Consider the following 14,690-nt stretch of genomic DNA (forward strand, 5'->3'; position numbering starts at 1 on the left):
TATGTTCTCATCGATCCTCTATGCCGAGTCAATGCCAAATTCCGGGCCGAAACCAGGCGTCAAATCCCGTGCCGTCCGCGGCGCTACGTTGAACCAGGAAAGTAGCAGGTTCAACCTGCCGGAGCGCGAGGCGGATGGCGACTGGCTCGACGATCGCGAATTGCTTGACGAAGGACCGCCGCCGCTGCGGACCATAGTGACGGTCGAGATGCCGCGCACGATCATCACCCGGAACAGCTCGCCGGACATCGGTTTCGATCGTTCGATCAACCCCTATCGCGGCTGCGAACATGGCTGCATCTATTGTTTCGCGCGGCCGACCCACGCGTTCCACGACCTGTCGCCGGGCCTGGATTTCGAAAGCAAGTTGTTCGCCAAACCGGATGCCGCCACCCTCCTCCGTGCCGAACTGGCCAAGCGCGGGTATGTCGTGCGGCCGATCGCCTTCGGGACCAATACAGACCCCTATCAGCCGATCGAGGCCGACTGGCGCATCACCCGGCAATGCATCGAGGTGCTCGCGGAAACGGGGCATCCGCTGACCATCACCACCAAGTCGGACCGGGTCACGCGCGATATCGATCTGCTCGCACCGATGGCGGCCAGGGGGCTCGCCGCAGTCGCGGTGTCAGTCACGTCGCTCGATCCGCACATTGCCATGACCGTCGAGCCGCGCGCGCCGGCACCGGGACGGCGGCTGGCCGCCGTGCGCAAGCTCGTGGACGCCGGCATTCCGACCTATGTTTCGATTGCCCCGGTCATCCCGCAGATCACCGATCACGAACTGGAGCATCTAGTCGAGCGCGCGGCGGAGGCAGGCGCACACGGCGTCACCTTCCTTCCCGTACGCCTTCCCCATGAAGTCGCGCCGCTGTTCAGGGCCTGGCTCGACGCGCATTTCCCGGATCGCGCCGGCAAGGTCATGGCGACGATCCAGTCGATCCGCGGCGGGCGCGACAATGATCCGAACTTCCACACGCGCATGCGAGGGAGCGGCCCCTGGGCCGAGCTGCTCCGGACTCGCTTCAAGATCGCCTGCCGCAAGCACGATCTGGTCGGCGCCTGGAAGCCGCTCCGCACCGACCTGTTCAGGCCACCGCCGGGGCGTCAGGGCGATTTGTTCGGCTGAACCCCGGCCAGTGCCTCAGGGAGCAGTCCCCGGCCGGTCGGCCGGCGGCGCGTCCCCGCCGACCGGCACCGCGCCCGGCCGGCCGCGCCCGCCGCCGAGCCCGCTGGAGATCCGCGGCAATTCCTTGCGCTCGATCTTCCCGTCACCATTCTTGTCGAGCATCGCGAACCGGGTTTCGGCCGCGCGCTGGAATTCGGCCGGGTCGACTCCGCGATTGAAATTGGTGTCGGCGATCGTCACCGGCTCCGGAAAGTCGAAATAGCTGAACCGGGCAGCGCCCTGCTTGCCATAGGTAACGCGCGTCTCGCCGCCGCCCTGCGCGCCGCCTTCGCCACCGCCGCTACCGCCACCACGATGGCCGCCGCCACCGCCGCCGCCCCGACCACCGCCACCGCGATGCCCCCCGCCGCCGCGGCCAGCGCCGCCCGCGAAACGGCCGCCGCCCCCGCCCCCACCGCCGACGCGGATTTCAGGGGCCAGGACGGTCTCGTAATAGTCGATATCGTCCGGATCGATCTCGCCGTCATGGCCGCGATCGAGCACGGCGAAAAACCGCGACGCGTCCTTCGCGAATTCGGCCCGGCCCAGCGCGCCGTCATGATCGGTATCGGCATTCTGGAACCAGATGTCCGAAGGGTCGCCACCGCCCCGGTCACCGCGGAACGGCTCGCCCATCGGACTGATGAACAACCGGCCGCGCGGCCCCTCGCCTTCCGCGCCGCCACGGTGAAACCCGCCCGGTGGGCCATGCCGGAATTTGGGGTGCTCGCTGCCCGCGCAGCCGGCGGTCAGCAGGACGAGAGAGGTCAGAAGGACAAGACGCATAAACTACCCGCTCACTTGAGGAGCCCCCGGGATCTGCGACAAGCGACCCGATCTGTGGCGATTTCAAGGAGCGAAGGACCGCTTTGGACCAAAGGGCCGGTCGCCAGTTTCGCTGTTCCGGGCAGAGAACAGGGAAGTTAACAGGGAAATTGTCTTTTTCTCCGGCGCTTCGGTCGAAATACTCGTGGTTTATCGATTTATATCAATATCTTGACCCATGTTTCCCTGTTCCGGAATAACAGCGAATGTCGCCGACCGAACAGCGAAGTCGATCGCAGGAACAGGGAAGTGCGTTTCACCTGGCTTGACCATGAAAAAGAGCCGGGCCCCGGTAACACGCCGCGCCCGACATCGTGCTGCGCCGATTGCGCGCCATGTTGAATCGATCCGGCTCAGGAAGCAGGAGGCCAGGACGGACCGATCCTGGCCTGAAGCAGGCCGGCGAGACGCTGGTGGTCCTTCAGCGATGGGTGCCCATCGCAGCCGTCCAGATCGAGGCCCCCGAAATGGACGGTCTCGATCCGCCCCGGCGCGCCGCGCATCAGCTCGGCCGCAACCTGCTCGACATCGGCGATAAAGGCGTCCGACCCCATCAGGATCAGCCTGGCCTGTGGCTGCCGTGCCATCACATCGCGCGCGAAGCCGACATAACGCGCCCGATAGGCAGCGTGCAGCGCGGCCTGGTCCTTCCAGGCCTCCCCGGCGTGGAGCGGCGTCGAGAAATCGTTGGTGCCCAGATTGATGACGATGATCTGAGGGCGCCAGCCGCCCGGATCGGACTCCACCGCCGACGGATCCGAAGGGATGAGCCTGGGATAGAGACCAGGCATGGTTTCGCCCGCCCGGCTGCCGTCATAATTGCGCACGATGCCGAACCCGGAATAGGCGTTGACGCGATAATCCGCGCCGAAGCGTCGCGCGAGCAACGGGCCAAAGGCGCGTTGCGTATCAGTGGCCCGATGCATCTCGGCGTTCGTGCAGGTCGGCACCGGTGAGCTGTCGCCGTATCCGACCGTGTAGGAATCGCCGATGAACTCGATCTGCCGCCCGGTCCTGGCAGGCGGTGCGAGCGGTGCGCCGCTCTTGCCCGGATAGAACCCGATCAGGCGCGTGACGTCGCTCTGGGTCTCGCTGAGCTTTTCCAGCCGGACGTCATGCTGCCGATCGCCGAGGCGGTCGATCGTGACGTCGATGTTTCCCGGGCTTTCGAACCGCTGCCGTTCCACCCCGTCGATCAGCAGCCGCAGGCGACCATAGCCGTTGCGCAACCGGACCGTCAGGCTGGTTCCGGTGAAGCGCCCCTCGACATAGACGCCCGGCCAGCCGAACAGCGTCGCCCCGTCCGGTTCGACCACGGCGCGGCCGCCGACATAGACCGGCAGCGGCGCGCCGTAATCCTTCGCGCCGCAGCCGGTGGCTACGAGGAGCCCGATGGCGACAACGGCGAGGAGGTTGCGCATCCCCGAGCTGCCGTTCAAGCCGTGCCGGCGCGGCACTTCATCAACGGCTGGATCCGGGTGCCAAAGGCTTCCACGCCCTCGATGAAATCGTCGAAGGTCAGCAGGACACCGCCTGTATTCGGCACTTCGGCCATCTCGTCGAGCATGCGCGCCACGCTCTCATAGCTGCCGACCAGGGTTCCCATATTGATGTTCACCGCGCCTTCCGGCGCGGCAAGCTGGCGGACATTGGTGGTGGCGTTATGCTTGTCGGCCGCGCCCTGATCGGCGAGCCAGGCGATCGCCTCGAGATCGACGCCGTCATTGTAGGATTTCCACTTCGCCATCGCCTCCTCGTCCGTCTCGGCGGCGATGATCATGATCAGCACGAAGATGGAGACGTCGCGGCCGGTCTTCGCGGTCGCGACGGCGAGGCGCTCGTTGTTGGCGGCAAAGGCCTTGGGCGTGTTGACGCCCTTGCCCAAACAGAAGGCATAGTCCGCCCATTTGGCCGAGAAGGCGAGCCCCTCGTCCGAGGAGCCGGCGCAAATGATCTTCATGTCCCCGGTCGGCGTCGGCCGCACGCGGCAATCGTCCATCTGGTAATAGTCGCCCTTGAAGTCCGAAACGCCCGTCCCCCAAAGCTCGCGCAGGATGCCAGCATATTCGTCCAACATCTGGTATCGATTGCGGAAATGGTCGTCCCCGGGCCACAGACCCATCTGACTGTACTCGGGCCGCTGCCAGCCGGTGATCAGATTTAGCCCGAACCGCCCATGGCTGATCGAGTCTATCGTGTTGCACATGCGCGCGGCGAAGGCGGGCGGGATGACGAGGGTGGGACAGGTCGCATAGATCTTGATCTTCTCGGTGACGGCGGCGAGCCCGGCCATCAGGGTGAAGCTCTCCAGCCCATATTCCCAGAACTCGGTCTTGCCGCCGAACCCGCGCAGCTTGATCATGGAGAGCAGGAAATCGAGCCCGTGCTTCTCGGCGCTCAGCGCGATCTCCTTGTTCATGTCGAAGCTCGGCTTGTACTGCGGCGCGTTCTCCGAGATCAGCCAGCCATTATTGTTGATGGGCACGAAAACGCCGACTTGCATGTGCTTAGCTCCCCAGAAATTCGAGCACGAGTGAAGTGAAACCATCGGGATCGGTGACGTTGCAGGCATGACCACCCCACGCCATGGTCGCGAGCCTGGCCTGTGGCAGCCGATCGGCGAGATTCCGCGCGCAACGCGACGGCACGAGCATATCGTCCTCCGACGCAAGCACCAGAATATCTGCCGCCACATCGTCGGGGAGTTCGAACGCTTTCGCCGCGGCGATGCGCTTTTCGAGGATGTCGGCCGGCGGAAACTGCGCCAGCTGATGCACGCCCTCGGCATCGAGCTGCGCGCTATTTTCCGAAATCCAGTTGGCCGGATAGAGGAAGAGCGGCTGCGCGCGGACATAAGCGGCCGGCCCGCTTTTGTGCAGCAGCTCAAGCCGCGTCTCGAAACACCGCTCGAAATGCGGATCCAGGCTCGCCCAGCCGTTGATCACGACGACCTTGCCGATCCCCGGGAAGATCCGCGCCAGCTCCAGGCCGATCAGCCCGCCCAGCGCATGGCCGACAAAATGCGCCTGCCCGATGCCGAGCTCCGCAAGGAGCGCCAGCACGTCCGTTGCCATGGTGGCAATGGTGACCTCACCCGCCAGCGTCCGGTCGCTCCGCCCCGTCCCGCGATGATCGTAGAGCAATATGCGGTAGTCCGCGGCGAGCGCATCGAGGTTGGGCGCCCAATATCCAGCCGAGCCGCCCATGCCGGGCGACAGGACGACGACCTCGCCACGTTCGGGTCCATGCCATTCATACCAGAGCCCGGCCGCGTGAGGCATCAGCCGATATGCGCCACGCTGGCAATCTCGACCAGACAATCGGGCTTCACCAGATCGCATCTGATGCAATAGCGCGCGGGCTTCGCGCCGGGGAAATACTCGGCATAGACCGCGTTGAACGCGGCATAATCCGACAGGTCCTTCAGGAAGATGTGGTTCATCGCCACATCCTCCAGCGTCGCGCCGCCCGCCTCGAGCGTGATGCGGATGACGTCGAGCACATGCCGGGTCTGGCCTGCGACATCGCCGACATGGAGCACGGCACCGCCCTCACCCAGCGCCAGCACGCCCGAGACATAGACCGTGTTGCCCGCCCTGGCGCCGGCCGAATAAGGCGCGATCGGGGTCGGGAATTGCGGCGGATTGATCGGTTCGAAGGGCATTTCGGTTCCTCGCTCTGTCAACCGTTCGCTCCAAGCTTGTCGAAGCGTTCTTCTTCTTCGCGACGTCGCAGAAGAAAGGACAGTGCTTCGACAGGCTCAGCACGAACGGGGATAAATTTCATTTCTCGGGAACCTGGCCGAAGCTGCCGCAGAAATCGGCGACGGTGGAGACCCAGCCGAAGAATTTCTCGACATTGTAGACGGTGGCCTGCTGGATGAATTCGGGCCCGAGATGATGCGTCGCGTCCTCCAGCATCACCCCGAAATATTCGAGGTGGAAGCCGTCGCGCAGGGTCGATTCGACGCAGACATTGGTCGCGATGCCCACGAACACGATGTTGCGAATGCCTCTCGCGCGGAGCGTGCTGTCGAGCTGCGAGTTGAAGAAGGCGGAATAGCGCGTCTTGTGCAGGCTGATATCGCCCGGCTGCGGCTTCAGCGCGTCGACCAGGTCATAATCCCACCCACCCCGCGCCAGCAGCGTGCCCGCGAGTTCGGGCCGCTTGCGCATCGTCTTCAGCGCGTTGGACTTGTGCCAGTTCGGCGATCCCGGCCCGCCCGCCTCGACATAGTCGGGATCCCAGCCATTCTGCAGATAGATCACCTGCACCCCCGCGCGCCGCGCCGTATCGAGCACCGTGGCGATCTTTCCGATCGTCCCGGCCGCGCCTGAAATGTCGAACCCGGCCTGATCGACATACCCGCCGGGCGAGGCATAGGCGTTCTGCATGTCGATCACGACGACCGCAGTCTCGCCCGGCGACAGGCGCAGCGCCTCGGGCCGGCCCGGCAACGTCACCGCGCCGGCCGCGTTGCCCACATTCACCGTCGCGCCGTCGTCCGCCACACATCGCTCCCCAATGCCAGGATCATGAATCCAGCCGGGGAACTTGAACCACTCCCGCCTCACCCGCAAGCGGTGCTTGCCCGGCGCTCACGCTTTGCCCATGATGCCATGACGGGTCGCTTTCCAACGAGGGAGCGCACGCATGATATCAACCGACACCCTGGTTCTTCAGCTGAGCTATGCGCTGCTGGTCGTCGCGCTGTTCGCGCGGACGCCGCGGCATATGCGGATGTTGATCGCCGCTGCGGGCTTCGCGACGCTGGTGCATGCCGTGCTGCGGTCCGATTACGCCGCGCTCGGCTGGATGCTGTTCCTGCTCGGGATCTGGCTGGTCAAGCTGTGGGGCGACCGGAACGAAGGCAGGAAAATCCGCTTCACGCCGGCAGAGGAGTCGATGCGTGGCACCTGTCTCGACCAGCTGCCCCGCGGCGCCGCGCGGCAGTTCATCGATCTGGGCCTGTGGCTGCACGGCGACGCCGGCGACGTGCTGACCCGGGAAGGCGCGCCGGTGGCCAACCTCTATTATCTGATCAGCGGCGAGGCCCGCGCGACGATCAGGGGTCGCGAAGTCGGCGCCTGCCGTGCCGGCGACCTGATCGGCGAGGCGACCATTTTGACGCGCGATGACGCGACCGCCACCGTCACGCTGACCGGGCCCGCCACCTTCTGGTGCGCGCCGACGCCGACGGTCACGCGCTTCCTCGACGATCATGAAGGGCTGCGCAGCGCGATCGAGCGGAGCTTCTCCAGCGCGGTGAAGGATAAATTGCGCGCGACCAACCTCGCCATCGCCGAGACCAACCCCGCCGGCCAGGATCAGGCGGCCGCCAGCTTGTGATCCTTGAACCGGGCGCGCAGCTCGGTCTTGAGCAGCTTCCCGGTGGCGGTGTGCGGCAGATCGTCGACAAAGACGATCTCGTCGGGGAGCCACCATTTGGCGACATGGTGCGACAGATGCGCGGTGATCTCGCCCGGCGACACCGCGCTGCCCGCCTTGCGGACCACCAGCAACAAGGGCCGCTCGTCCCATTTGGGATGGTATATGCCGATCGCCGCGGCCTCGGCCACGCCCGGACAGCCAACCGCCGCGTTCTCCAGATCGACCGAGCTGATCCATTCGCCGCCCGATTTGATCACGTCCTTGGCCCGGTCGGTGATCTGCATCGTCCCGTCGGGATGCAGCACCGCGACATCCCCGGTGTCGAACCAGTTCTCCGCATCCACCGCATCGGCATCGGCCTTGAAATAGCGCTTGATCACCCAGGGCCCGCGGATCTGCAGCCGGCCGGAACTCGTCCCGTCGCGCGGCAGCACGACGTCATCGTCATTCACCACGCGCAGCTCCACGCCGAACGGAACCTGGCCCTGTTTGGAGACATGGTCGAGCTGATCCGACAGGCTCATCTCGTCCCAATCCGGCGGCGGCGCGCCGGCCGTGCCGATCGGCGAGGTCTCGGTCATGCCCCACAGATGCTTGACCGTCACGCCCATGCCCATGATTCGCTCGATCATCGCGCGCGGCGCCGCGGAGCCTCCGATCGTCACCTGCTGGAGATGGCGCGGCGCCTCGCCGGTCGCATCCATATGCTGGAACATGCCGAGCCAGACGGTCGGCACGCCCGCCGAATGCGTGACTTTCTCCTGGTTCATCAGCCGGCACAGGACCACCGGGTCGTTGACCGCCGCATAGACGAATTTCGCCCCCGCCAGCGCGCCTGCGAAGGGCAGGCCCCAGGCGGCGGCGTGGAACATCGGCACGACCGGCAGCACCACGGAGCGCGACGAGAGATTGAACACCGCCGGCGCCACCTCGGCCATCGCATGGATCATCGTCGAGCGATGCTGATAGAGCACGCCCTTGGGATTCCCGGTGGTGCCGCTGGTGTAGCAGAGCATGCAGGGATCGCGCTCGGGGCCCTCGACCCAGGCATAATTCCCGTCCTCGCCGGCGATCAGCGCCTCGAACCCGTCCTCGCCGTCGCTGTCGAACACCACATAGCGCTCGATGCTGGTCCATAACGGCTTCAGGCGGTCGACGATCGGCTGGAACACCTTGTCGTAGAACAGCACCCGATCCTCGGCATGATTGGCGATATAGACCAGCTGCTCGTCGAACAGGCGCGGGTTGATGGTGTGGATCACCCCGCCCATGCCGATTGCGCCATACCAGGCGACGAGATGGCGGCTATGGTTCATGCCAAGGGTGCCGATCCGCTCGCCCGGCTTGCAGCCCATTTTCTCAAGGGCTTGCGACAGCTTTCTCGCGTCGCGTGCGATGCCGGCCCAGTCAGTCCGCGTTTCCTGCCCATCGGCCCAGACGCTGACGATCTCGCGCCCGCCATGCTCCCGCTCGGCATGCTCCAGCAATCGCGGCACCCGCAGCTCGAAATCCTGCATTCCGCCCAGCATTCGCCCTCTCCCGGCTTGTTCCACCGGTACTGTCGTCCGCTTTGCGCCCGTTTGTACAGTCCCGGCCCCGCGTCGATCGATAACGGTTGACGCGAACGTCATGCATGTCGGCCGCGTCGTCAAGCTGGACACGGCCCGGCAACATGCTTCCCGCTCAGCCGACCAGCGCGAGCCTCGTCTCCGAGGTCTTCAATACGACATTGCTGATGCCGTCCAATGTCTCGATCCGCGCGGCCAGCTCGCCATCGAGCAGAAAATCCCGGCCGAGCAGCACGCGCGCGGCACCGCCTTCGGGCAGCGCGGCGTTGACCCAAACCTCGCCGCGTGCGCCACGCGCCTCGGCGAGCAATGCGCCCAGCGTCGCCATCGCCGCCGGCGTGCCGACCGACAGCTCGACCACGAAACGCGCGGTGTTGGCGAGCGACTCGAAGGGCTGAATGCGCTTGATGCTGACGCGGGGGCTGTCCTCGCCCGGCCGGCGATCGAGTTCGACTGTCAACAGCCCGCAGCCGCCATTGCGCGCTGCCTCTTCCAGGTCGGCCGCCGCCGCATCGTCGAAACAGGTGGCGACGAACTGGCCCGAGGGATCGGACAGCGTCGCCATCATATAGCGCTTGCCCCGCGCCGAGGTCCGCCAGCGCGCATCCTCTACCAGAGCCGCCATCGTCGCACCGGCGCGCGTGCCGTCGTCGGGGATGGACAGTTCGCCCAACGCGGCGAAGCTGCGCGCGCCGTGCATCTTCGCCAGATGGCCATGCCGGTCGACCGGGTGCGCCGAGAAATAGAAGCCGAACGCTTCCTTTTCCTGATCCATGCGCTGCGCCAGGGTCCAGCGCGCCGACAGCGGCAGCTTGATCGCCGGCTCGACCGCGTCGGCGGTACCGAACAACCCGCCCTGCCCGCTGGTCTTCATGTCGTGCACGCGCGCCGCCGTGGCCAGGATCGTCTCCGCCGTCGCGAAGATGCCGGCGCGGTTCGGGTCGATCGAATCGAACGCGCCCGCCGCCGCCAGCGTCTCGAGCTGCCGTTTGTTGAGCAGCCGCGGATCAACCCGGCGGGCGAGATCGTCGAGTGTATCGAACGGGCCATTCTCGTCGCGTTCGGCGACCAGTTTCTCCATCGCGCCTTCGCCGACGCTCTTCAGCGCAGCCAGCGCATAGCGCACCGCCAGCCCGTCCTCGGTGCTCTCGACCGAGAATTCCGCTTCGCTGCGGTTGATGTCGGGCGGCAGGCAGGCGACGCCCATGCGCCGCATATCATCCGCGAACACGCCGAGCTTGTCGGTCAGGGTCATGTCGAAGCACATCGACGCGGCGTAGAATTCTTCCGCATAATGCGCCTTCAGCCAGGCCGTCTGATAGGCGAGCAGCGCATAGGCGGCGGCGTGAGACTTGTTGAAGCCGTATCCGGCGAACTTGTCGATCAAATCGAACAGCTCGTTCGCCTTGCCTGCCGGGATCTTGTTGACCGCCAGGCAGCCCTCGACGAACCCGGCACGCTGCGCGTCCATCTCCGCCTTGATCTTCTTGCCCATCGCGCGGCGCAGCAGATCGGCCTGGCCCAGGCTGTAGCCCGCCAGGATCTGCGCGGCCTGCATCACCTGTTCCTGATAGACGAAGATCCCATAGGTTTCGGCCAGGATGGTTTCGAGCAGCGGGTGCGGATAGGTGATCTCCTCGCGCCCGTTCTTGCGCGCGCCGAAGCTCGGGATATTGTCCATCGGACCCGGGCGATAGAGCGAGACGAGCGCGATGATATCGCCGAAGTTGGACGGGCGCACCGCCGACAGCGTGCGCCGCATGCCTTCCGATTCCAGCTGGAACACGCCGACCGTGTCGCCCTTCTGGAGCAGCTTGTAGACGCCCTCGTCTTCCCATTCGAGCGCATCCAGATCGATGATGACGTTACGGGCCTCGAGCAGCTGAACTGCCTTTTTGAGCACCGACAGCGTCTTCAGACCGAGAAAGTCGAACTTCACCAGGCCCGCGCCCTCGACATATTTCATGTCGAACTGAGTGACGGGCATGTCCGATCGCGGATCGCGGTAGAGCGGCACCAGCTCGGCCAGCGGCCGGTCGCCGATCACCACGCCGGCGGCGTGAGTCGAGCTGTGGCGCGGCAGGCCCTCCAGCTTCATCGCGAGGTCGAGCAGATGCTTCACCCCGCTGTCGCTCTTATACTCGGCGAGCAGTTCCGAGACGCCGTTCATCGCCCGCTCGAGCGTCCAAGGGTCGGTCGGATGGTTTGGCACCAGCTTCGCCAACCGGTCGACCTGGCCATAGCTCATCTGCAGCACGCGCCCGGTATCCTTGAGCACCGCGCGTGCCTTCAGCTTTCCGAAGGTGATGATCTGCGCGACCTGATCGCGGCCATATTTCTCCTGGACGTAGCGGATCACCTCGCCGCGACGGGTTTCGCAGAAATCGATGTCGAAGTCGGGCATCGACACGCGTTCCGGATTGAGGAAGCGCTCGAACAGCAGGCCCAGCTTGATCGGGTCGAGATCGGTGATGGTCAGCGACCAGGCGACCACCGAGCCCGCGCCCGAACCGCGGCCCGGGCCGACCGGGATGTCATGATCCTTCGCCCATTTGATGAAGTCCGCGACGATCAGGAAATAGCCCGGAAAGCCCATCTGGATGATGACGTCGAGTTCGAACTCCAGGCGATCCCGATAAGCCTGGCGCCAGTCTACCGGGGCGCGCCACTCCCCGTTCGTTTCGAGCGACGTCGAGAAACCTTGCTCAGCGCCGGCGGCCTGTTTCTCGACTTCGCTCGAAACGAACGGAGTCGATGTGGCGGTTCGGGCCGGTGCGGCCACGGGGGTCGCATGAAGCGACAGCTCCTCGATCCGCTTGAGCCGCTTCTCCAGCCCCGCCCGCGCATCGACGCGCAGCGCCTCGGCCTCGGCCGTCGGATCGCCGGCAAGGCTGGGCAGGATCGGCTTGCGGTACGGCGCCATGACCGCGCAGCGCTGCGCCACCACCAGCGTGTTGGCGATCGCCTCGGGCAGGTCCTCGAACAGCATGCGCATGTCCTTGGCCGGCTTCATCCAGGCGTCGGGCGAACTGCGCGGGCGGTCCTCGCTCGCGATATAGGTCGAATTGGCGATGCACAGCATCGCGTCGTGCGCGTTGCCGAATTCCTGGTCCGCATAGCAGCACGGATTGGTCGCGACGATCGGCAGGTCGCGGGCATAGGCCAGGTCGAGCAAGCCCGCCTCCGCCCTGCCCTCGGTCTCGTCGAGCCGGCGCACCAGCTCGATATAGAGCCGGTCGTAGAACAAGGACTGGAGCCGGTCGGCATAGGCCATGGCGCGCTCGGTCTGCCCCTCGGCGATCAGCCGGGTGAGCCCGCCTTCGCCGCCCGCGGTCAGCGCGATCAGCCCGTCGGTCCTGCCCTCCAAAGCTGCGAAGTCGACATGCGGCGACAATTCCAGCGGCCGGTCGAGATGCGCCCGCGATACCAGCGCACAGAGATTCTCGTAGCCGCGCTCGTCCTGCGCGTAGAGCGCGATCCAGTCGATCGGGGCGTCGACGCCCTCGGGCATGTCGGGGCGGGCGATGCCCAGCATCGCGCCGATGATCGGCTGCACCCCGGAAGACTTGCACGCATCGGAATAGGCCATTGCCGCATACAGGCCGTTGCGATCGGTCAGCGCGGCGGCGGGAAAGCCCAGTTCCTGCGCGCGCTTGGCGATCGCCTTGGGCTCGATCGCGCCGTCGAGCATCGTGTAGGACGAAAAGATACGCAGGGGCACGAAGGCGGAATGCGGCATCGTGTCACTATGGGTCCCCGGTCCGATTCTGGGAAGTGTCACAGGTGAAATAGCTGTGGATTGCATTCGATGTCGTGACAACGTAAATGGTTGTCATGACATTAACTATCCACAAACATACGGATCGGGTGCTCCATTGGCACGATCGGGTATCGCAGGTCGTGCAGGGCGACCTCGAACGCCGCTTCGCGGCTTTCGGCGTGACTCCAGCGCAATTCCGCCTGCTCGCGGTACTGGCACGGCGCGATGTCGACACGGTTCGCGGCATCGCCGCGGCGCTGCTGCTCGACGGCGCGGCGGTCACCCGCCTGGCCGACCGGCTCGAGGCCAAGGGTCTGGTGGCGCGGCAGCCCGATCTTACCGATGGCCGCTCCGTGCGGCTGTCGCTTACCGAGACGGGCGTGGATCTAGTGCCCAAACTCGATGCCGAGGCGACCGCGCACGAACGCGCCTGGTTCGGATCGCTCAGCTTTGCCGAGCTGCGCCAGTACAAGCTCGTTCTCGCCAAGCTGCTCAAGCGCGCGGATGAAGGCCCGGATGAGGTCTGGCTCCGGCGCGCGCTGTATTGAAGCGTCAGTCCCGATAGCGCAGCGCCTCGACCAGCAGGCTGAACGCGGCCGAAGGCTGTCGCCGGCTCGGATAATAGAGATGATAGCCCGCAAAAGCCGGGCACCAATCCTCCAGTACGCGGACCAGACGCCCGTCGGCCAGGTGCGCGGCGACGTGATTCTCCATGACGAAGCCGAGGCCGAAGCCCGCCTCGGCAGCCCGGACGATCATCGTCGTGCTGTTGAAGGCGAGCTGCCCCTCGACCCGGACCCGCACTTCCCGGCCGTCCTTCTCCAGCTCCCAGGCATAAAGGCCGCCCGAGCTCATCATGCGCAGGTTGATGCACATGTGATCGGCCAGATCCTGTGGCGTGCGCGGCACGGCACGGTCAGCGAAATAGGCCGGTGCCCCGACCACCGCCATGCGGAGATCGGGCCCGATCTTCACGGCGATCATGTCCTTGGCCAGCGCCTCGCCCAGCCGCACGCCGGCATCGAACCGCCCCGCGACGATGTCGGTGAAGCCGGAGTCGACATCGATCTCGACATGCACGTCCGGATAGCGCCGCAGCAACGCCTCCAGCCGGGGCCAGAGCACCGTGTCCACCGCATGCTGCGCGGCGGTGATGCGGATCGTTCCCGCCGGCTTGTCGCGCAGGTCGCCCAGCGAGGCGAGTTCGGCACCGATATTGTCCAGCGCAGGCCTGAGCGTGGCGAGCAGGCGCTCGCCTGCCTCGGTCGGCGCGACGCTACGGGTCGTCCGGGTCAACAGGCGCACCCCCAGCCGCGTCTCGAGCCGCCGGATGGTATGACTCAGCGCCGATTGCGACGTGCCCAGCCGGGCCGCGGCACGCGTGAAGCTGTGCTCCTCGGCCACGGTCATGAAGGCATTGAGATCGACCAGCTCCTCGCGGCGCATTCATGAACTCCGGATATGACTATATGCGCTTTGTAGCGCCTAATCGCCCGGCCCTGTCGTCCTTATTTTACCAGACACCGGGCGCCCGCGCGTTTCCGGTCGGCAACCACAGGGAGCAAGGCAATGGATATCAAACGCAGCGGCGCCCAACCCTCGGCAAAGGGATCTGCCGATTATTTCACCGGGACGGTGCGCATCGATGCGCCCTTCAAGGGCAGCGGCTCGCTGAGCGGCGCCATCGTCACCTTCGAGCCCGGCGCGCGTACCGCCTGGCATACCCACCCGCTGGGCCAGACCCTGCTGGTCACCGCCGGGCTGGGGCGGGTGCAGCGCGATGGCGGCCCGGTCGAGGAAATCCGCCCAGGCGACATCGTCTGGTTCGAACCCGAAGAGAAGCACTGGCACGGTGCCGCGCCGGACTGCGCAATGACTCATATCGCGATCGCCGAGATGAAGGACGGCAAGGCGGTCGACTGGCTCGAGAAGGTCAGTGACGCCGATTATGGGGTCGCCGAACCCCATTCATGATTAC

Annotated in this window: 13 protein-coding genes; 4 read left to right on the top strand and 9 right to left on the bottom strand. The window is 65.7% G+C overall.

Annotated features, from left to right (window positions below; genetic code table 11):
* Positions 1 to 31: 31 nt before the first annotated feature.
* Positions 32 to 1,129, top strand: coding sequence for a PA0069 family radical SAM protein (locus tag ACZ1I2_RS15490; RefSeq protein ID WP_465176653.1), 1,098 nt, complete (start codon positions 32 to 34; stop codon positions 1,127 to 1,129).
* A 15-nt stretch (positions 1,130 to 1,144) separates the two neighbouring features.
* Here ACZ1I2_RS15490 and ACZ1I2_RS15495 read toward each other — a convergent pair whose 3' ends face one another.
* The 6 genes from ACZ1I2_RS15495 to rutB form a co-directional block, all read right to left on the bottom strand.
* Positions 1,145 to 1,954, bottom strand: a complete 810-nt coding sequence (locus ACZ1I2_RS15495; RefSeq protein WP_465176652.1) for an EF-hand domain-containing protein — start codon at positions 1,952 to 1,954, stop codon at positions 1,145 to 1,147.
* 392 nt (positions 1,955 to 2,346) lie between these two features.
* On the bottom strand, positions 2,347 to 3,414 hold the full coding sequence (locus tag ACZ1I2_RS15500) for an SGNH/GDSL hydrolase family protein (protein ID WP_465176651.1): 1,068 nt from the start codon (positions 3,412 to 3,414) through the stop codon (positions 2,347 to 2,349).
* A 14-nt stretch (positions 3,415 to 3,428) separates the two neighbouring features.
* Positions 3,429 to 4,496: a pyrimidine utilization protein A gene (gene rutA, locus ACZ1I2_RS15505; RefSeq protein WP_465176650.1), complete on the bottom strand. Its 1,068-nt coding sequence runs from the start codon at positions 4,494 to 4,496 to the stop codon at positions 3,429 to 3,431.
* A gap of 4 nt (positions 4,497 to 4,500) precedes the next feature.
* A complete protein-coding gene (rutD, locus tag ACZ1I2_RS15510; protein WP_465176649.1) occupies positions 4,501 to 5,274 on the bottom strand; it encodes a pyrimidine utilization protein D in 774 nt (257 codons plus the stop codon).
* The gene (locus ACZ1I2_RS15515) at positions 5,274 to 5,657 is read right to left on the bottom strand and encodes a Rid family hydrolase (protein WP_465173247.1); all 384 of its coding nucleotides are present in this window, start codon (positions 5,655 to 5,657) and stop codon (positions 5,274 to 5,276) included. Before ACZ1I2_RS15515 ends, rutD begins: the two co-directional genes overlap by 1 nt.
* A 118-nt stretch (positions 5,658 to 5,775) precedes the next feature.
* On the bottom strand, positions 5,776 to 6,504 hold the full coding sequence (rutB, locus tag ACZ1I2_RS15520; RefSeq protein WP_465181474.1) for a pyrimidine utilization protein B: 729 nt from the start codon (positions 6,502 to 6,504) through the stop codon (positions 5,776 to 5,778).
* A 142-nt stretch (positions 6,505 to 6,646) separates the two neighbouring features.
* Here rutB and ACZ1I2_RS15525 point away from each other — a divergent pair, with 142 nt between their 5' ends.
* A complete protein-coding gene (locus ACZ1I2_RS15525) occupies positions 6,647 to 7,342 on the top strand; it encodes a cyclic nucleotide-binding domain-containing protein (RefSeq protein ID WP_465176647.1) in 696 nt (231 codons plus the stop codon).
* Here the strand turns inward: ACZ1I2_RS15525 and ACZ1I2_RS15530 are convergent.
* On the bottom strand, positions 7,321 to 8,913 hold the full coding sequence (locus tag ACZ1I2_RS15530) for a long-chain fatty acid--CoA ligase (RefSeq protein WP_465176646.1): 1,593 nt from the start codon (positions 8,911 to 8,913) through the stop codon (positions 7,321 to 7,323). The genes ACZ1I2_RS15525 and ACZ1I2_RS15530 overlap by 22 nt on opposite strands.
* A 154-nt stretch (positions 8,914 to 9,067) precedes the next feature.
* Positions 9,068 to 12,691, bottom strand: a complete 3,624-nt coding sequence (dnaE, locus tag ACZ1I2_RS15535; RefSeq protein ID WP_465176645.1) for a DNA polymerase III subunit alpha — start codon at positions 12,689 to 12,691, stop codon at positions 9,068 to 9,070.
* A gap of 95 nt (positions 12,692 to 12,786) precedes the next feature.
* On the opposite strand from dnaE, the gene ACZ1I2_RS15540 reads away from it, so the two are divergent.
* Positions 12,787 to 13,260, top strand: a complete 474-nt coding sequence (locus tag ACZ1I2_RS15540; RefSeq protein ID WP_465176644.1) for a MarR family winged helix-turn-helix transcriptional regulator — start codon at positions 12,787 to 12,789, stop codon at positions 13,258 to 13,260.
* Between the two features lie 4 nt (positions 13,261 to 13,264).
* Here the strand turns inward: ACZ1I2_RS15540 and ACZ1I2_RS15545 are convergent, their stop codons facing one another.
* Positions 13,265 to 14,158 (bottom strand): LysR family transcriptional regulator, encoded by an 894-nt coding sequence (locus ACZ1I2_RS15545; RefSeq protein ID WP_465176643.1) that lies wholly within the window; start codon positions 14,156 to 14,158, stop codon positions 13,265 to 13,267.
* 123 nt (positions 14,159 to 14,281) lie between these two features.
* Here ACZ1I2_RS15545 and ACZ1I2_RS15550 point away from each other — a divergent pair, with 123 nt between their 5' ends.
* The gene (locus ACZ1I2_RS15550; protein WP_465176642.1) at positions 14,282 to 14,686 is read left to right on the top strand and encodes a (R)-mandelonitrile lyase; all 405 of its coding nucleotides are present in this window, start codon (positions 14,282 to 14,284) and stop codon (positions 14,684 to 14,686) included.
* The last annotated feature ends 4 nt before the right edge of the window (positions 14,687 to 14,690 follow it).

The sequence above is a fragment of the Sphingomonas sp. BL-S-29 genome (assembly GCF_055521495.1).